A 17771-nucleotide genomic window follows, 5' to 3' on the forward strand; every position below is an offset into this window, starting at 1 on the left:
ACACATCCAGCACCGCCCCCGCCTCATCGACGGCTGCCTCACCGAAACCGGCCTGGCCATCACCACACCGACCTCAACCCGAAAACCTCAGTAGTCGCCCAGCCGCTGCCACGGGCGCAGCCGCCCGAGCAGATAGCCGGCCGCAAGCGCGGCGGCTGCGGCGATGACGACGCCCACCATCAGGACCACCCCATCCCGATCGCGGACAGCAGCTCCATCCGCTCCGGCGTCAGCTCTGGCGGTGTGAGGAACACCGGCCATCGAGTCGCTGACGCACGCACCGGCCAGCCTGCGGTTAGCGTGCCGTCACGATGCGAGGCGGCAACTCGGCCACATCCAGCCGGGCGGGCCAGCAGGTCTCCAGCCAGCGGCGCTGACACCCAAGGCCACCCCGGTTCTGCACGTCCTGTGCGATGGGTTCGCCCTTGATAATCCGATCCGGTGCAGACGCTGACCGGTACGGAGGTCACGTTGGTGGTGTCCGTGAGCCATCCTCAGAGGGAGTGAGGAGTGGGCCGGGCCCGGCGGCCCGGCGGCCTGGGACGGCGGGGGAGAGGTAGCCGCGGTCCCGTGCTGCTTTGATCCAGTCTTTGATGGTCGGTTCCGGGCGGTTGAACAGGTCAGCTAGGCGGCGATGGAGACCAGGGCCGTTGATGGCTTCACGCAGATAGGCGTGGGCCACGGCGTGCAGGAGTTCACCATCGAGCGGGGGACGCCCTCGCTGTGCTGGCTGTGCGAGTGCGTTCGCGTTCTCCAGGGCTTGGACTGAGGTTCCCCCGCTGCGCGGGAGTGGCTGACTAGCTGGTCAGAGAGGGGTGACGGGGTTTCAGGTTCACTTGTTCGGCCGCTGCCTGGTTGGCGTAGTGCTTCTCCTCGAACTCGATCGGGCTGAGGTAGCCGAGCCGTTTCTGGATGCGGCGGGGGTTGTAGAAGCCGTCGATGTACTCGAAGAGCGCGAGGTTCGCCTCGGCTCTGGTCGCGAAGACGCGGCCGCGGATGCACTCGGTCTTGATCAGCATCCACAGGTTCTCCGCCAGGGCGTTGTCGAACGAGTCGCCGACCGATCCCATGGATGCTTGGATTCCCGCTCTGACCAGGCGTGTTGTGAGCTTGATGGATGTGTATTGGGTGCCGTGGTCGGCGTGGTGGACGAGTTTGCCGGGGGCGACCTCGCGGCTGGCGAGGGCGTATTCCAGCGAGGTGAGGACCAGGTCGGCGTCCGCGTGGGCGGAGGTCTCCCAGGCCACCACCCTGCGGGAGAAGGCGTCCCGGATCGCCGACAGCCACAGTGGCCCCTCCTGGGTGGGGATCATGGTCAGGTCGGTGACCCACAGCCGGTTCGGCGATGATGCGGTGAAGTCGCGTTGCACCAGGTCAGGGGCGAGGTCGGCCTCCGGGTCGCGGCGGGTGAAGCTCTTGCCCTTGCGGGGGCTGATCCCGGCGAGGCCGGCTTCCCGCATGAGCCGTTCGACCCGCTTGCGGCCGACGTGGACGCCTTCTCGCTTGAGGACCGCGTGCACGCGGGGTGAGCCGTAGATCCCGCCGGAGTCCTCGTGGACCTGGCGGATCTGCCCGGTCAGCTCGATGTCCTGGCGGCGCCGCTCACACGGCCGCTTCTCGGCCTGGCACCAGCGGTAGTAAGTAGAGGAGGGGATGTGCAGTTCCCGCAGTACGGGCTCGACCCCCAGGTGCGGGTGCTCGTCGATGAGCGCTCTCACCTGGGCCGGGTCGGGTCGAGCTGAGCGGCGAAAAAAGCCGAGGCCGTCCGCAGGACCTCGTTCGCCCGCTTGAGCTGGGCATTCTCCCTGCGCAGGGCAGCAAGCTCCTCGCGTTCGGCGGTGGTGAGCAGGAAGCCGCCCCGCAGTCCGCCTGAAAAAAGATCACCGGACTCCACCAAACTCGGCAGCTCAAGGTGCTGGATCGCGGGTAAAGATGCCCTCTACGGCGGCGGGCTGGGTGGCGAAGGCACTCAGGGAATTGAGGGCCAGCCTTTTTAGCCCTTCTGCCGTTGCACCTCCAGCTTCTTCTCCAACTCGGGCACGGCCGGCAGCGACTGTGCGAACGCGGCCGCCGATGCGGGCCGAGGTGGTGGGTGACTGATCCGAAGCTGAAAGCGAGTTCTTCCTTGGGAGGGTTGTCGTACAGGGACAGCGTCCAGATCGGCACCTGCCGGCCGGCGACGGAGTAGTGGACGGACATGCTCGGATAGGTGGCGTATCCGCCCTCCAACCATCCCTTGGCAGCCCCGTGATCGAGTAAAGCGGTCGCGATCTGCCTCAGCTTCGGGGCGAGGCGCGTGCGGAGCGCCGCGTCCATGTCGGCGCGCGTGGTCCTGGGCGTGGTACGGCGGCGGGAAGGGGACTTCGCTGCCGTGGCGACCTCCCTGTGGATGCGCGGGACCAGGACCCGGAGGTCTCCGTTGCCCCGGTACTGGGTCAGCTCGATGGCGTACACGTCGGTCAGCCGCATCTGCCGATTCAGGAACTCGACGATCGCCCTCAACTCCAACGGGATCCGGTCCGCAACAAACAGCAGCCGCATCTGACCGTCCGCCAGCCGGTCCTCGACCGTCGCCCAGAACGCAGCCGTGCTCATCGCCACGCATCACACAACCCATCAGGACGGCGTGACTCTCGAACAACCGGGGCAGGTAGACCTACACTGTGCTACACACCGTCACGGGTAGCGTTGGTGACAGGTAGAAAGACGATGGTGGCCCCCGTCAATGTGTCTGAGGGGGGCCACCATGCTGTTCGTGTTAGGCCGTGGTAGAGCTCAGGTTAGGCGCGCGCGTCGGGGGCGAACTCGCCGGCGTTCACGCTTGCGACGAAGGAACTCCAGGAGCTGCGCGGGAAGACCAGCGCGGGCCCCGGCTTGTCCTTGGAGTCGCGGACGGCCACGGTGGCCGGGAGGTTGGCTGCCTCGACGCAGTTGCCGGTGCCGTCGCTGCTGTATGAGGACTTGTACCAGGCTTCTTCCGGGGCGATTTCGGTCGAGGGCTGGTGGATTCGGTGAGTGTTGATGGCTACGCTACTTTCCGGTGAGTGCTTCCAGGAATTCGGTGGTCTCCTCGAGGCCGAGGGCGGCCCCGACCATCGCGTTGAACCGGCGTGTGAACCGGTCGACTTCGCGGGGCTTGTCCGAGGTGGACACGGCCCCCCATGCATTGTCGGTCTGAACCCGAGACGGGAGCTCACCGAGGTCCAGGATGGCGAAGTCGTTGGTAGTTCGGTAGCCGCGTTTGAAGGGCAGCACCTGGACCTGGATGTGGTCCTCCCGGGCCAGCTTGACGATTTCGCGGTACTGATTGCGCATCGTGTCCTCGTCACCGACGGGGATGCGGAGCGCAGCCTCGCCGAGGATCACGCGGAGACGAACGTCGTCGCGCTCGAGGACCCTGCGCTTGCGCTCCATCCGCAGGTCTACGTTGCGTTGTATGAACTCGCTGGTGGTGTCCTCGACGGGTCGCTGCACCTCGAACAGTGCTCGCGCGTAGTCCTCCGTCTGCAGGAGGCCGTACACGACGGTCGGGTGGTAGGCCAGGATCTCCAAGGCCTCTGTCTCCAGGCCGACGTAGTGCGGCATCCCCGCCGGCATGAACGCGCGGTACTGGGTCAGCCAGTCGTCGTTCGGGGCCTCGCGGTTTAGCTCGACCAGTTGCTCGATCAGCTCGTCATCGTCGACGGCGTAACGTTTCAACAGCGTGCGCAGGTCTCCGACGTTGCGCCGGAAATTGAGCTCGCCGTTCTCGATTCGCGCGAGGGATGCCTCCGACAGCGCCTTGAGACCACGCACGGCAGCCTTGCGGGTCATGCCGCGCGCCCTGCCGTCCTCGATGGGCGGACAGTTTTCGCGCAACTGTCTGAGCTGGATGCCGAGCTCCAAGCGCCGCCCGGTTGCCCCTCGCTTCGCCGCCACCTGTGCACCACCCCCATGCGTCTGCGCTGGTTGAGTATGACCCTGCGCAGAGTGTGACAGCCCCTGTGCACTCACCGCAGCCCCTGTGCAGGTTCCGGCATAGTCCATTTACGTCTCCGCTGAATTTTCAGCGGCGATTCAGTTGCTTCCCAATGCGTCCTACCGCCACGGTAGTTGAGTCAACGCAAGCCGTGACAGGCAAGTGGGGAAATCTCGCATTCCAGTGCGATGCCGCTTCGCCCTGCCACATCGCCACGCACTGGACGCGCTCGGAGGTCTTCGGCATGACACTCGCCGCGCAGCAGGCAGGCATCCGGACGGCCGTTGAGATGTCGATCGAGCGGCGCCCGGATCCCGACACCGACGGCCTGTCCGAGGCAGACGCCGCCTGGCCGCAGCGGCTTCGCCGGACCGTCCGGGCTGGCCTCACCCACTGGGGCCGGCCCGACCTGGTGGAGACTGCGGAGCTGCTGCTCACCGAGTTGGCGACCAATGCCCTCCGCCACGCCCGGGGCTTGGACATCGGCGTCCGCGTTTACCTCCAGGGCGACCGCTGCGTGATCGAGGTGAACGACGGCTCCTCCCTTCCTCCCGTGCCGCGCTGCGCCGGCCCCGACGATGAGAGCGGCCGCGGGCTCCTCCTCGTCGAGTCCTTGGCCGAGGCCTGGGGAGTCAGCGAGGACGGAACGACGACCTGGTGCACCCTGCCCCTGAGTAAAGGACCCTCTGAGATGGAATCCGCTGCGGTGACCGCGCCGGTCTTACGCGAGATGCCGCTGGAAATCCCCGCTGACTCCAGCGCGGTGACGATCGCCCGCATCTCGGGCCGAAGCATGCTTACGATGCTGCACTGGCCGGGGAACGTGCACGCCGCGATCGACGTACTGCACTGCCTCGTTGACAACGCCGTGGAGTACGGCCTCACTCCCGGGAAGGCGGGGCAGAGCCTCGACGCTCGTCTCTGCGTCACCGAGGCCCACGAACTCCTCATCGACGTCACGGACCCGAACCCGAAGTTCCCCAACTTCCACGAGGCCGTCGAAGGCGCCGAGGGCCGCGGCCTGTGGAACGCCCGGCAGCATGGCGCACGTCTTTCCTGGTTCGTCGTTTCCGACTTCGAGGGCAAGACCGTGCGCGCCACCATGAACCCGGGCCGGGTGGACCTGTGACGGCCCCGGCCGCGCCGATGCCGACCGGCGTCGAGGTGATGCAGCACCTGGTCGAGTCCGCCGGCCCGGCGCGGGAGCCGGCCGCCGACATGGCCGACCTCGCAGAGGTGATCCGCACCCTCTTGGCGGTCGAGGCCCGCAGCGACACCCGCGTACGCCTCGGCGGCAACCTCTTCGATGTCGTCATCACCAGCTCCGGTATTCAGGCACGTTCCGCCGTCGCCCTGATGGACGAGATCCAAGGCGGCTGCGGGCCCGTGATCGAGGACCCAGAGAACGGTTGGGTCTACTGGCTGGTCCCGCCCGGATCCTTCAGCCGGTGGGTGCCCCACACCCACGCCGTGTGCCTTGGCACGCCCCACACGATCACCCTGCCGTCCCTGAACCGGACCGTGCCCCCAGGCCCGTACTGGTTCCGGCCCTCGGCAAGCGACCGGCTGGTCCCGACCGGACCGCTCCGCGAAGCCCTTACGCAGCTTAGGCCCGAGCCGACACCGCACGCCCCTCTTGCGGCCCGGCTCGGAATCGCCCTGCAGCCGGCAGACGGGGGGACATCGTGAAGAGACCGATAGCGCCGTACGTGACGCCGTGGACGGGGGAGAGCACACCACCCGCGCCCGTGACGGTCACCGCGTCCGGCGTCGCGTACGCCGACCCCGTGCGGGACGCCCTCGCGCGCGACCTGGATGGCGTGCTGTGGACGCTGTGCGGCGGCACTGCCACCGGCAGACCCGAGTACGTGGCCGAGCTCCACTCTGAGCGGCAGAGGACCGCGATGGGAAACTTCCTCTGCGCGTGCTGCAAGGGGCCGGCCGCCCGCGACGATCGCGAAATGCTGTGGGTCCTCCCTCTCCTTGACGACTCAATAGACCCGCGCTGGGAAGGTGTTCGCTCCGCGATTCCACCCATGTGCGAGGCCTGCGCGGAGCAAGCGCCGCGCCTGTGCCCGAGACTGCGCGAGGGCCACGCAAAGCTCCGCGTGCGTGAAGCCGAGCCAATAGGTGTGCGTGGAACGCTCTACCCTCGCCCCGGCGGGCAGAGTGCGCCCGACCCGGACGCACTGGTCCTCTACGACTCCCCGGACTTGCCGTTCGTCGTCGCCCGCCAGGCCGTGCGCGAACTGCGACGCATCACCGTGATCACCTTCGCCGCGGCCATCCCCTGACCCCCTGCCTGGTGGCCCGGATGACGTCGGTCCCTGGCCATCGGGCAGGTACGAACTCCCGGCGCGGGGACTGCACCGATCCGTTCCCCCACGGCGAGGTTCCCTCCCCGCGCCGGGACCAGACGCGTCGGTCGGCCCACACGAAGGACAGGCGGCCGGCGCCGGGCGGGCCCGAGGAGCGCCCCCGCTCCACCTCTGCATCGGGCCCGCCCACCCCACCGAATCGAACGGAGAGAAGACTGTGAGGACAGCTTTGGGCCGTGAGGCGTTCCCCCCTCACTCCGGCCGGGGGGGGGCGTACCCCCTACAGCAGCGAGGCGCCGTCTGTCCCGCAGACCCGGCCGTGGGCGCTGCGGTTCGCCCGCATTCCGGACTCCACCGGCGCCGCGTGTATCCCGGCCCACGCCTACGACCACGGCCGCCAGGTCAGCGTGTCCGACGATGGCGGACTGCTGACCTGCATGGCCAACACCCACTCGCCGACCGTTCCGGACGGCTCCACGGACAACCCGCCGCCGCTGGACGAGGGGCCCAAGGACTGATGACCTCGCCCGTCCTGATCGTGGCAGCCTCTGACGACTGGCCCACAGACCGGGTCGTCATCGAGCTGCAGCATCGCGGAGTTGAGGTGTTCCGCATGGACACTGTCGACTTCCCGCAGCGCCTCGCCCTGACCGGCCGTATCGACCAGGAATGCGCATGGACGGGCGAACTCACCACCGAGCACCGGACGGTGGAGCTGTCCCGGGTTGGCGCGGTCTACTACCGCGCCCCCGGGGCGTTCCAGTTCCCCCAGGGGATGTCCGGCCCGGAGGAGAGGTTCGCAGCCGCCCAGGCCCGCGCCGGTCTCGGTGGGGTTCTGTCCGCGCTCGAGTGCCGGTGGGTGAACCACCCCACGGCCATGGCGCGCGCCGAGTACAAGCCTGTACAGCTCGCCGCCGCGCGAGCGTGCGGGCTCCGCATCCCGCCCACCCTGATCACCAACCGGCCGCAGGAGGTACGGGCCTTCGCCGCCCAGGGCCGGCGGACCGGTGATCTACAAACCGGTTGCCTCCCCTGTCCTGATCGAGGAGAGACAGCTCAAATCGGTCTACGCGCACTGTCTGACCCTCGCCGACCTTGAGGACCTGCAGGGGATCAGCGTCACCGCGCATCTCTTCCAGAGCTGGGTCGACAAGGACCACGAAGTACGCCTGACGGTGGTTGGTGAGCGCATGTTCGCCGCGGCCATCCACGCAGGCAGCGACGCCGCTTACGAGGACTGGCGTAGCGACTACGGCGCACTGACCTACACCATCACCACGGTGCCCGAGCAGGTTGCCGAGGGGATGCGGCGGCTGATGGACCGGCTGCAACTCCGCTACGGGGCAGCAGACTTCATCGTGGGCCCGCAGGGTCGATGGACGTTCCTGGAGGTCAATCCGTGCGGCCAATGGGACTGGATTCAGGGCGCGACCGGCCTGCCGATCGCCGAAGCGGTTGCCGATGATCTTCAAGGAGTGTCCTGATGGACTGGAAGCCCCACGCGGCCGCACTCGCGGCCCGGATCTCGTACCCCGGATCGGACTGGTGGGAGCCGCTCATGGACACCCCGCGGCACATGCTGTTGGAGCGCTGGTTCACCCCCGGCAAGGACGGGTGGACGGTCGTCGACGGGCCGTCCGACGAGGAAGCGTGGGCGGCAGCGGCCTACTCGGATACGACGCTGGTCACCGTGTGGGGCCGGTGCACGCGGACCACGCCGAGGCCGGCCAGACCGTGACCGGGCTCCCCACCTCGTCGTCCACGTTGCCCAGCCTGGTCGTCACGATGTTGCGGCACGGCCGTCTCACACCGGGCGTGCGCCTGTTGGACCTGGCCACCGGCTCCGGCTACAGCGCCGCCCTGGCCTGCCGCCGGCTCGGGGACGACCTGGTGACGACCTTGGACGTCGACCCGTACCTGGCCCAGGCCGCCGCCGTAGGCTTCGACCGGATGGGTCGGCACCCATCGTGGTCACCGGCGACGGCAACAGCGGACTGCCGGGCACCTCCGACCGGATCGTGTCCATGGTGTCCATGCCCCGCATCCCCGCCCAGTGGCTGACCGCCCTCGCCCCCGGCGGGCGCCTGGTCACCACCATCACCGGGACCGGCCTGATCATCACCGCCGACAAGACCGACGACGGCGGCGCGATGGGACGAGTCGAGTGGGACCGGGCATCGTTCATGGCCACCCGCACCGGCGACGACTACCCGCCCGCGCTCAACGACCTGTTCACCACGGCCAGCACCGACGACGGCGAGGCCACCGTCTCCCCGTTCCCCGTGCTCGACGTCATGCAGGCCTGGGAGGTGTGGTCGATGCTCTCCCTGCTCGCGCCCGGCATCGAACACCGCACCGGCACCAGCGACGACGGCAGCCGCATGACGTGGATGCTCCACCCGGACGGTTCCTGGGTCCACGCCCGCACCGAACGGGGCGAGCGCACCACGACTGTCCACCAGGGCGGCCCGCGTCGCCTGTACGACGTCCTCGAGCAGATCCGATGGCGGTGGCTGGAGCACGGCGAACTCCTCGTCTACGGGGCAAGGGTGACCATCGCCCCCGATGGTGAGACCACCCTGTCGCGCGGCGGATGGTCGACAACGCTATAAGCCTCCCGGCCGCGACATTGACGCGGCAGACTGGACGAAGCCGACGAGGAGGGAACCCCCCATGGAAGACGAGCCCCTGGAGGAGTGGGCAGCAGGCCGTGAGCAGCGCCGCCCCACGTCCGGGGAACGTCGGGCCACACCGCTCGGCGACCAGCCGGGGCGGGGAGCCCACGTCACCCCTGACGTCCCGCGCGGCATCCAGGAATGGGACGGGCACCAGTGGACGCCGGCCGGAGTCGCCGAGGACTTCCAGGCCGCTGCGAGCGAGACCGGCGGTGACGCGGCGTCCCGGGCCGAACAGGTCCCTCTGCCGACGTTCGGCAAGCTGCCGCGGATGCCCGAACCATGGCGACCGACCGAGGTGCTCCACCGGCCCTGATGCCACCTGCCCCACCCAACGGCTGTGCCCCCGAGTTGCCCCCGGCTCGTAGGGCACAGCCGTTGGGGTGTAACGGAACACGGCCGTTGGCGTTCCGGCGGTGAAGGGGGATGTGTTGTACGTCAATCCCGCAGTGACCCGGAGGAACGGTGACGACCGCGACAGCCGCCCTCTCGCCCGGGACCGGCCGCTCCCGCCTGCGGGAGGGCCTGTTCTCCTGGCTCGAGCCCGAGACGGCCCCCAAGCCGATGGTGGCCCCGGCCGAGACGCCCGAGCCCGGGCAGAGGACCGCGGCGGCGCGCTGCCACCGAGATCGCCGGGCCACCGTCCGGCTGCGGACCAAGGTCACCACGGGTGCCGGCTCCCGCGCCGCCGCCCTGGCCATGGTCTTCACACTCGTCGAGTCCGTCCAGGCCCGGTGGCGGGCCGTGGACGCGCCCCACCTCGTCGCCCTCGTCCGGGCAGGCGCCCGCCCCCTGATGCTGCCGCTGTCCGGCCTGCGAACAGCCCGAACCGGCCGGCCCGTCACCCGCCGGGGTGATGGTCTGCCGGCTCACGCGCCCCGGGCGGCCATCGACGCGCTCGGAACAGCCGACGCCGCCGCGGCTACTCGGGGAAGGCGACGGTGTAGTGGAAGCCGTCGTCGCCGACGGTGTGCCGCAAAGTCCGCACGATCGCCTCGGGATCGTCATAGGGCCCGTTGACGTAGAAGGGCTTGCCATCACGGCCGAAGCGGATCGGGCAGGGACCGGCGGGCTCACCGAGCACAGCGGCGGCGGCATCGAAGTCCGCCTCGGGAACGAACCCGAGTCCGCGGGCGTAGTCGGCGGCACCGAACACCAGGGCACGGACAAGCTCGGCGGGAACCTGCGCATGCCCCTCGAAGGCGCTGAAGTAGGCGTGCCGGTGCGCGGCCAGCTGACTCGGGGCCATTGGCTCCGGAGGCAGCGCGTTCTTCACCCCCAGGCACCACACATCCAGCAGGAACCCGGCGACCTGGGCCTTCGCGGATCGGTCGCTGTCCACGGCGACGAGTACGGCGACAAGGCCGCGCACCTCCTCGGCATCGGAAGCCCCAGGATCCAAGCCCGTCCACTGCGGCGCACCCTCAAGATCCACACTGCGGCTCCAGCCGGCGTTCACCCAGCAACGCGGCTCGCCACGACCCGGAACCGAGACCTGCACGGCGCCGTTCAGCACCCCCACGACGTCTCTGACACCCACCCCCAGCGTCCTGGCGATCGCCTTCGCCGACCGACCCTGCTGGTCTAGGTGCTGTACCTGCGCTACAAGCCACTCATCCACAGCCCCACCCTACGGCCGCCGCCAAGGCCACAGACCCCAAACGCCAGCAACCACAACCACCGGAGCGACCATGCGAAAACGGCGAAACTCAAGCCCGTGATGTGGCTGGCCTCTACGCGATGGTCAATCAGCTGGGAGAGTGCTGCGAGGGAAACCCGCACGGGGCGGGGGAGCAGCATACGGGTGCGCGGTGGACACCCGGTCGGTCCCGGAGAGTACTCCGCCACAGGGGCGGGGCGTCAAGTGTGACAGTTCGGCAGCTTGTGCCACAGGTGTGTCACTGTGCCCGCCGGGGCCCGCACGGTACGGGATGATGATGGCCTGACCACCCGTAACTACCCTTTGAGGTATATCCGATGAAGAAGACGGCTATCGCCGTGTGTGTTCTGGCGGGCTCCCTTCTGGTAGCCACGCCCGCGCAGGCGGCCGGCTCGGTGCACCTGACCAAGATCTACTACAACAGCCCGGGCCCGGACACGCGTTCCAACGCGAGCCTGAACGCCGAGTACGTGGTGATCAAGAACTCGACGTCGAAGGCGGTCAGCCTCAAGGGCTGGACCCTCTCCGACGCCTCCAGCCACCGCTACACCTTCGGCACCTTCACCCTGAAGGCCGGCGCGTCCGTCACCGTCCACACCGGCAAGGGCACCAACACGGCGGCGCACGTGTACCAGCAGCGTGCCGCCTACGTGTGGAACAACGACAAGGACAAGGCCACGCTGAAGACCGCCGCGGGCAAGACCCAGGACACCTGCTCCTACAACAGCCCCAGCAAGAGCTGGACCGCCTGCTGACGACATGAATCCGGCCCGGCACCGCACCGGGAGAACCCCCGCTCCGCCCGGACTTCCGAGCGAAGCCACCGGCTCTGCGGGCCGGGCCAGAGACCTTCGTGCCGCTCGGTACGCGGCTCGATGGCCCACCCTGGCCTGCCGCCCGTGGTCCTCAGCCGATCCGCCCTGGAGCAGTTGCTGAGGCAGTACGCCGACGGTACCGCCATGATGTGACCCGACGGCAAGGCCCGCGCCGGGCTGACTGCCGTGTTCGCGCACAGGGCCGTCGTGGCGTTCACCGCCGGCGCGAACGCACCGGCTCCCGCCCTGGGCGATTGCTGTGGGAGGAGCCGGAGCAGCGCTCGCCTTCGGCTTGGGGTGTCGCAACGGCGCGGTGACACAGCCGAGGTGGTGGAGCCGCCAGACCGGGACGTCGTCGGCTCGAGCCGACGACGTCCCGGACGGGTGAGTTCTTCGACAGGGGCCGTCTCCTGTTCCGGTACGAGACGGCCCGGGCGGGCCTGAAGACCGCCGCCGGCAGCGGCCGGTCGTGATCGGCCTCCGGGAGGCGCACGGTCCTTGATCTGTTATCAGGGTTGCATTCGCGTTTACTGCTCCGGGCGGTGGTGAGCGGGTTTGTTGCGGGATTGGGCGGACTGGGACCTCAAAACGCCGCGAGCGGTGGCTGGTTGTGGGAGTGTGGGAACGGCTCAGTTGTGAAGTGCAAACCGGGGAGCGGGATGCGTGCGGGCCGGGATGGAGTGCTCGTTGTGACTCGGGGGCACCGGGTCTTGGTCGCAGTGATCGTCACGGGTGCCGTGATCATCGCCGGGATCGGCTTCGCAGGATCCTACGCAGCCGTCCGCGAGCTGGCTCTCAAGAAGGGCTTCGGGAACTTCTCCTACGTGTTCCCGATCGGCATCGACGCTGGCATCTGCGTCCTGCTCGCCCTGGACCTGCTCCTCACCTGGATCCGCATCCCCTTCCCACTGCTGCGGCAGACCGCGTGGCTCCTGACCGCAGCCACCATCGCCTTCAATGGCGCAGCGGCGTGGCCGGACCCGCTGGGTGTCGGCATGCATGCGGTCATGCCCGTGCTCTTTGTGGTCGCGGTCGAGGCTGCTCGGCATGCGATCGGCCGGATCGCCGACATCACCGCCGACAAGCACATGGAAGGCGTCCGTCTCACCCGCTGGCTCCTCTCTCCCGTGCCCACGTTCCTGCTCTGGCGCCGCATGAAGCTGTGGGAGCTCCGCTCCTACGAACAAGTCATCAAGCTGGAGCAGGAGCGTCTGGTCTACCAGGCCAGCCTCCGCTCCCGCTTCGGCCGAGCGTGGCGGCGCAAGGCCCCCGTTGAGGCGTTGATGCCCCTGCGGCTGGCCCGGTACGGCGTCCCGCTCGCCGAGACTGCGCTCGCCGGTCTCGCCGCCGCCGGCATCGAGGAGCCACCGATCCAGTTCACCGTCGAGCGGGTCACCGCCGCGGCCCAGTCGGAAGACGCCACCCTGGAAACCGTGGCATCTCAGGGACAGGGTGCGGCCGAGCTGGAGAGCGCAGAGCCGAAGCCGGTCCAGGACCCTGTCGCAACCCCAGTGCCCGGGCAGCCGGACGAGCGGCAGGAATCGACCGAGGAAGCCGCCGATCGGTTTGCCGAGGCCTACCGGGCGTTCCTCGCCCAGTTCCAGGCCGAGCCGACCCCGACGCAGTGGGCCGTCTGGCTCCGCGACACCTACGGCATCTCCACGGGAACTGGCGATCCGCTCTCCGAGGACCAGGTGCAGCCCCTGCTCCGGGTCCTGCAGAAACGCTATGCGCTCGTTAGCCAAGAGCCCGCTGGCACCGACGGAGCGGAGCCAGCCGACCAGTGGTACGACTATTTCCACAGCGCCTGGGGCGACTACGCGCAGGAGTTCAGCACGTACCCGGATGCCGCCGCCCTCGCCGCCTACGTGTACGAGCGGGACGCCATCACTGGAGATGGCGGCCGGCCCATCACCGGCGAGGACCTGGCAGCCTTTGTTGCGAGCTTTGAGGAGCACGAGTTCGGCAGCAGTGGACCGCCCGCTGGAGCTGCAGCCGCAGATCCTGACGAGCAGGTCACCGAAGAGGTCCTCCCGTCTGAAGAGGCACCCGAAACGGCGCCCGCCGGCGCGGGCGCTCAGGCCGCCAAGGAGCAACGCACCTCGCAGGTGAGCGCCGCCATCGATGACCAGTCTCCGGACGAGGATGCCGTCGCGGGGGAGACCGTCGTCCTCACCACTGTCGACCGCTACTACCTGGCGTGGATGGAGTACCAGGCTGAGAACGGTGCCGAACCGGAGAAGGCGGAGCAGCTCTCCGAGTTCCTAGCTGGCAAAGGCCTCCACGGTCGTGGTGGCAAGCCGGTGAGCCCCTCCACCTTGCGGCGCTACCTGCTGCCGTTCCGGGTCTACAGCCTCTGGGCCGAGCAACGGGTGCGCAGTGACAAACCGTCCTTCGAGGCCGTTGCGCAGCAGTGCGCAGCCCACGGGATCACTGCGCAGTACAACAAGCCCATTACCCCCGAGTACATCTCAGAGAACGCCGCCGACTTCGAACGCCGCTGGCAGGCACTCATCCGCCACCACGCCGAAGCACAGCAGTAAGAGCGTCCGCCAGTAGGCGTTGAGCTGGGCTATCGGATGCGGGGGCTGCGCGGGCAGGTGTCTTGCCGGTGGGTATGCCAGGTCGTCGGATCAGGCTACGGACGGTGATGATCCGTGCCTCAAGTAGAGGACCGCATCGCCGCCGCTCGGCGGGGGCCGTGCCGCTCTGCCTCAACGCGACGATGAGCCTGAGGAACTGCACAGGGAGCGGGACCCGGCCAGAGTCGTCGGATGGCGCGCGGAGGCGGCCCTGGTGGCCTTGCGACGCATCGTTCAGCGGCGGAGTACAGCCGGCTACCGGTCTTCGCGTCTCAAGTCCGGATGGCAAGGGCGAGGACGGTATCGATTGCAACTTCGAAGGGACGCGTACTCCGTTGTACCTGGGCGAGTAGAAGTCCGCCTTGCAGGGTGGCGAGCATCGTGGTGGCGAGGGCGTCCGGTTCAATGCCGGGTGCGAGCTTCCCGTCGGCGTGAAGCGACCTGAGTCCTTCGCTGATGGCAGCCGACCATCGCTCGAATCCGGCGGCGATGAGGGCTCGGGCCTCGGGGTCGCTCTCGGCGAGTTGACCGCCGAGCGAACCGAGTGGGCAGCCGCCCTTTGCCTGGCCGTGCTTCACCCCGGCGATCAGCATGTCCCGCCAGGCTGCGACTCCGTCTTCACTGCTGAGCGCCTGCCGATTGTGATTGACGAGGGTGTCGGCCTGGTAGTCGATGACCGCCTGCAGGAGCTCGTTCTTGTCGGGAAAGTAGTGGTAGAGCTGCGAGCCGCTGACCTCCGCTGCCCCCTTGACGTCTTCCAGGGTGGTACCCGCGACTCCGCGCTCGTGGATCAAGGCCGCAGCCCCCTCCACGATTCGGCCCCGAACGCGCTCGCCCTTCGCGGTCAGCCGCGGCCGATCGTTCGTCTTGTTCGCCATGCACCCATAGTAGCGATTCTGAGTTTGACAGCCCAGTCTGGCCGGGTCAGACTGAGTTGCACAACCCATTTTGAGGGCCGCGTGACTCGCCAACGCAGCACCGGCCCCGCGAATCAGCATGAGCCGTCCAATCTGAACAGCCCCACAGAAGATGAGAGGGAATCCCGATGAGCACACTCACGGGAAAGACCGTGATGATTACGGGCGCCAATGTCGGGATCGGCAAGGACGTGGCCCGGCAACTGGCTCTGCGACCGGAGACGGCCCGCATCTACTTGGCCTGCCGCAACCGAGACCGGGCGACAACGGCAAAGGCCGACCTCGAAGCCGCTACCGGCCGGCGCATCTTCGACATCGTCGTCATGGATGTCGCCGATCTGGGCTCGGTCCGAGCCGGCCTTGCCGCCGTCGACGGATCCGTCGACGCATTGGTCATGAATGCTGGCGTCATCGGCCCGCGGTCGATGGAGTTGACCGCTGACGGGGTCACCAACGTCTTCGCGACGAATGTTCTGGGTCACGTCGTCCTCCTCGAAGGACTCCTGACCGAGGGGCGGCTCGGCGAGGTCGCGGTTCTGGCCGGAAGCGAAGCAGCCAGGGGACTTCCGATGTTGCGGATGAAGCGGCCGTCCTTCGCCTCAACCTCTGCCGATGAACTCGCCACCGTCATCGACGGCAGCTACTTCGCCGACGGAAAGACCGACTTCAACCTCGCCTTCGGGCAGGCCAAGTACATCGGGGCCCTCTGGATGGCCTACCTGGCCCGCCAGTACCCCGACCGCCGCTTCCTCACCGTGAGCCCCGGCGCCACCACCGGCACCCAAGCCTCCAACGACATTGCCCTACCGCTGCGCATGGCGTCCAAGTACGTCCTGCCCGCCCTGGGGATCTCCCACAAGCTTGAGGTCGGCGCGAAACGACTGGTCGACGGTGTCACCGACCCGACCCTGTCCAGCGGCGTGTTCTACGCCAGCGCGGCCAACAAGCTGAAGGGCCCCCTGGTCGACCAAGTGGACATCTTCCCCGACTTGGTCAACCCGTCGTTTCAGGACCACGCCAACGAAGCCATCCACCGCTTCATCGTGTAGAGCGTCGGCCAGTAAGCCACAACGGAGAGGGGCGGCACGACGGAGACGGGTTTGATGATCATGGAGTTGCCTACGCTATGTGACCATCTGGGGGGTTCGTGTCCGTCGTGCCCGCGTCCATCATCGACCCGATCCGTGAGGAGTTCCTGAGGCTGATCCCTGCCCGCCCCGATTCGCACCCGCTGGGGTGCCACAACCCGCGGATCGCGGACGCGGTCGTGTTCGACCGGCTTGTCCTGGCGCTGGTCTCGGGGATGGGCTACGAGCGGGTCGCTGACCAGGCCTGTTCGGCGACCACGATCCGCCGGCGGCGGGACGAGTGGATCGAGGCCGGTGTCATCGGCTACCTGCTCCTCGCGGTACTGGGAGCGTACGACCAGATGGTGGGCCTGGAACTCGAGGACCTGGCCGCGGACGGGTGCATCACCAAGGCACCCTCGGGCGGGCAGTGCGCGGGGAAGTCTCCGGTAGACCGGGGCAAGCAGGGCACCAAGCGGTCCCAGCTGACCGACGGATACGGAATACCCATGGTGACGGTGCCTGCCGCCGCGAACGTTCGCGACCACACGCTGCTCTACGAAACCCTCGACGAGTTCACCGAGTTGACAGACCGCCTAGACCACGCCCCGCAGAACCCGGCACTGAGCCTAGATGCCGGCTACGACTACCAGCCCGTCCACACCGCCCTGGCCGAACGCGAGATCAGGCCACGCATCAGCAAGCGCGGCACGAAGACGCCGATCCAGACCGACGGCCGCTGGGTGGTCGAGCGCACAAACTCGTGGATGAACAACTTCGGCAAGCTTCGCCGCAACACCGAGCGGCGACGCGCATGCACCGAGTTCTTCCTTGCTCTGGCCACAGCCATCATCACCGTCCGTAGCCTGATCCGACGAGCCTGGTACACCCACCGGTGGGACACCCGCCCGCGCAGTCCCCGCATCCGATAGCCCAACTCAACGCCTACTCGCGGACGCTCTAAGTCCGACACCACGCACCGGCTGGGCACCCAGTCTTCCCGCCGTGCCCAGCAGGCTGCGCAATCAGAAGAAACACCAGGTCAGAACTGCATTGCGCAGACATCGCGATCATTGCGCAGCCGTGCGCACCGCACCCTTGCGCATTGCGCAGCCCCGCCCGTGAACCGACGAGGAGGACCCATGTACGCACTGCGCATCGACCCGGACGCCACGGTCACGGACCTCGCCCTGCCCGCGACCGATGCGCACATCGCGATCCAGGAACACGTCGGATCCGACGCCGTCGACCAAGGGGTCTACCACCGGCGGGCCGCTCTGCACATTCACGGCAAGGGGCTGAAGCTCGGACTTCCCCAGAACTTGGCCGCATGGGCCCTGTCGAGTGCCTGGCGCGGCATGCCCCTGTACCCGCTGGCCGGTCCCATCGTCATCACGGGCCGAACCCCGAGCGGGGACATGGCGGCACTCGACAACGACCTTGCGCAGCACGCCAAGGCCGTTGCGCAGACCGTCCGCGACACGCTGTCCGAGTGGCGTGAACGCCCTCCCGCCTCCGACGAGGCAGCCATCAAGGAACTCCTGGCGTATGCAGCCCACGACGTCACCTCCAGCTCTCTAGTGCCTTGTTCGGAGGCGCCGCACGTCACGCACAAGTGCGTAGAAGGCGCTGAGGAAGATCAGAGCTCCAGCTGCGATCCAGAGAGCCGACACTCCAGAGCGGTAATCACGAATAGCTCCGTCGAGCAGCACAGTGCTGGCTAGGACGCCGAAGGCCGAGATCAGAGCGCTGATGCGGTTAGTCACGTGGACATCATCA

20 protein-coding genes and 2 pseudogenes are annotated in these 17771 nt (G+C 68.1%); 16 read left to right on the forward strand and 6 right to left on the reverse strand.

The window, feature by feature from the left end:
- Nucleotides 1-797: 797 nt before the first annotated feature.
- Both ACWC91_RS32530 and ACWC91_RS32535 read right to left on the reverse strand, forming a co-directional pair.
- Entirely contained in the window at nt 798-1718 is a 921-nt protein-coding gene (locus tag ACWC91_RS32530) for an IS3 family transposase (protein WP_450644316.1), read from the reverse strand.
- A complete protein-coding gene (locus tag ACWC91_RS32535; protein WP_450644314.1) occupies nt 1715-1897 on the reverse strand; it encodes a hypothetical protein in 183 nt (60 codons plus the stop codon). Before ACWC91_RS32535 ends, ACWC91_RS32530 begins: the two co-directional genes overlap by 4 nt.
- A 417-nt stretch (nt 1898-2314) precedes the next feature.
- Between ACWC91_RS32535 and ACWC91_RS32540 the strand changes: the two genes are divergently transcribed.
- A complete protein-coding gene (locus ACWC91_RS32540; RefSeq protein WP_450644312.1) occupies nt 2315-2545 on the forward strand; it encodes a hypothetical protein in 231 nt (76 codons plus the stop codon).
- 235 nt (nt 2546-2780) lie between these two features.
- Here ACWC91_RS32540 and ACWC91_RS32545 read toward each other — a convergent pair whose 3' ends face one another.
- Together ACWC91_RS32545 and ACWC91_RS32550 are read right to left on the reverse strand one after the other, a co-directional pair.
- A complete protein-coding gene (locus ACWC91_RS32545; RefSeq protein WP_450726154.1) occupies nt 2781-3023 on the reverse strand; it encodes a DUF397 domain-containing protein in 243 nt (80 codons plus the stop codon).
- A 7-nt stretch (nt 3024-3030) separates the two neighbouring features.
- Nucleotides 3031-3885, reverse strand: a complete 855-nt coding sequence (locus ACWC91_RS32550; RefSeq protein WP_450644310.1) for a helix-turn-helix domain-containing protein — start codon at nt 3883-3885, stop codon at nt 3031-3033.
- A gap of 317 nt (nt 3886-4202) precedes the next feature.
- Here ACWC91_RS32550 and ACWC91_RS32555 point away from each other — a divergent pair, with 317 nt between their 5' ends.
- From ACWC91_RS32555 to ACWC91_RS32600, 10 genes and pseudogenes are all read left to right on the forward strand, one after another.
- Nucleotides 4203-5087 carry an ATP-binding protein gene (locus tag ACWC91_RS32555; RefSeq protein ID WP_450644308.1) on the forward strand — a complete coding sequence of 295 codons (885 nt, stop codon included), beginning with the start codon at nt 4203-4205 and terminating at the stop codon, nt 5085-5087.
- Nucleotides 5084-5647 carry a hypothetical protein gene (locus ACWC91_RS32560; protein WP_450644306.1) on the forward strand — a complete coding sequence of 188 codons (564 nt, stop codon included), beginning with the start codon at nt 5084-5086 and terminating at the stop codon, nt 5645-5647. Before ACWC91_RS32555 ends, ACWC91_RS32560 begins: the two co-directional genes overlap by 4 nt.
- Nucleotides 5648-5706: 59 nt before the next feature.
- Nucleotides 5707-6252: a hypothetical protein gene (locus ACWC91_RS32565; RefSeq protein ID WP_450644304.1), complete on the forward strand. Its 546-nt coding sequence runs from the start codon at nt 5707-5709 to the stop codon at nt 6250-6252.
- A gap of 260 nt (nt 6253-6512) precedes the next feature.
- Nucleotides 6513-6794, forward strand: a complete 282-nt coding sequence (tgmA, locus tag ACWC91_RS32570; protein WP_450644302.1) for a putative ATP-grasp-modified RiPP — start codon at nt 6513-6515, stop codon at nt 6792-6794.
- Nucleotides 6794-7375, forward strand: coding sequence for an MvdC/MvdD family ATP grasp protein (locus ACWC91_RS32575; RefSeq protein WP_376505892.1), 582 nt, complete (start codon nt 6794-6796; stop codon nt 7373-7375). Before tgmA ends, ACWC91_RS32575 begins: the two co-directional genes overlap by 1 nt.
- Nucleotides 7284-7760 (forward strand): hypothetical protein, encoded by a 477-nt coding sequence (locus ACWC91_RS32580; protein ID WP_376505893.1) that lies wholly within the window; start codon nt 7284-7286, stop codon nt 7758-7760. Before ACWC91_RS32575 ends, ACWC91_RS32580 begins: the two co-directional genes overlap by 92 nt.
- A complete protein-coding gene (locus tag ACWC91_RS32585) occupies nt 7760-8014 on the forward strand; it encodes a hypothetical protein (protein WP_376505895.1) in 255 nt (84 codons plus the stop codon). Before ACWC91_RS32580 ends, ACWC91_RS32585 begins: the two co-directional genes overlap by 1 nt.
- A 229-nt stretch (nt 8015-8243) precedes the next feature.
- Entirely contained in the window at nt 8244-8888 is a 645-nt protein-coding gene (locus ACWC91_RS32590; protein WP_376505897.1) for a hypothetical protein, read from the forward strand.
- Nucleotides 8889-8949: 61 nt separating this feature from the next.
- The gene (locus ACWC91_RS32595) at nt 8950-9267 is read left to right on the forward strand and encodes a DUF6087 family protein (RefSeq protein WP_376505899.1); all 318 of its coding nucleotides are present in this window, start codon (nt 8950-8952) and stop codon (nt 9265-9267) included.
- 320 nt (nt 9268-9587) lie between these two features.
- A pseudogene (locus tag ACWC91_RS32600) lies at nt 9588-9737 on the forward strand (IS256 family transposase); the annotation flags it as partial.
- A 136-nt stretch (nt 9738-9873) separates the two neighbouring features.
- Here ACWC91_RS32600 and ACWC91_RS32605 read toward each other — a convergent pair.
- Entirely contained in the window at nt 9874-10467 is a 594-nt protein-coding gene (locus ACWC91_RS32605; RefSeq protein WP_376505901.1) for a hypothetical protein, read from the reverse strand.
- A 461-nt stretch (nt 10468-10928) separates the two neighbouring features.
- Here ACWC91_RS32605 and ACWC91_RS32610 point away from each other — a divergent pair, with 461 nt between their 5' ends.
- Complete coding sequence (locus tag ACWC91_RS32610; RefSeq protein WP_376505903.1) at nt 10929-11366, forward strand: lamin tail domain-containing protein; 438 nt, start codon at nt 10929-10931, stop codon at nt 11364-11366.
- A 719-nt stretch (nt 11367-12085) separates the two neighbouring features.
- Nucleotides 12086-12790 (forward strand): annotated as a pseudogene (locus tag ACWC91_RS32615) (DUF2637 domain-containing protein); the annotation flags it as partial.
- A gap of 1490 nt (nt 12791-14280) precedes the next feature.
- Here ACWC91_RS32615 and ACWC91_RS32620 read toward each other — a convergent pair.
- Nucleotides 14281-14886, reverse strand: coding sequence for a TetR/AcrR family transcriptional regulator (locus ACWC91_RS32620; protein WP_376505905.1), 606 nt, complete (start codon nt 14884-14886; stop codon nt 14281-14283).
- Between the two features lie 167 nt (nt 14887-15053).
- Between ACWC91_RS32620 and ACWC91_RS32625 the strand changes: the two genes are divergently transcribed.
- The 3 genes from ACWC91_RS32625 to ACWC91_RS32635 all read left to right on the forward strand — a co-directional run bounded on the left by ACWC91_RS32625 (nt 15054) and on the right by ACWC91_RS32635 (nt 17716).
- Nucleotides 15054-15974, forward strand: a complete 921-nt coding sequence (locus tag ACWC91_RS32625; RefSeq protein WP_450642920.1) for an SDR family NAD(P)-dependent oxidoreductase — start codon at nt 15054-15056, stop codon at nt 15972-15974.
- A gap of 98 nt (nt 15975-16072) precedes the next feature.
- On the forward strand, nt 16073-16924 hold the full coding sequence (locus ACWC91_RS32630; protein ID WP_450642919.1) for an IS5 family transposase: 852 nt from the start codon (nt 16073-16075) through the stop codon (nt 16922-16924).
- A 210-nt stretch (nt 16925-17134) separates the two neighbouring features.
- On the forward strand, nt 17135-17716 hold the full coding sequence (locus ACWC91_RS32635) for a hypothetical protein (protein WP_450642917.1): 582 nt from the start codon (nt 17135-17137) through the stop codon (nt 17714-17716).
- Nucleotides 17717-17771: the final 55 nt, after the last annotated feature.

Source organism: Streptomyces sp. NPDC001204, from assembly GCF_053598035.1.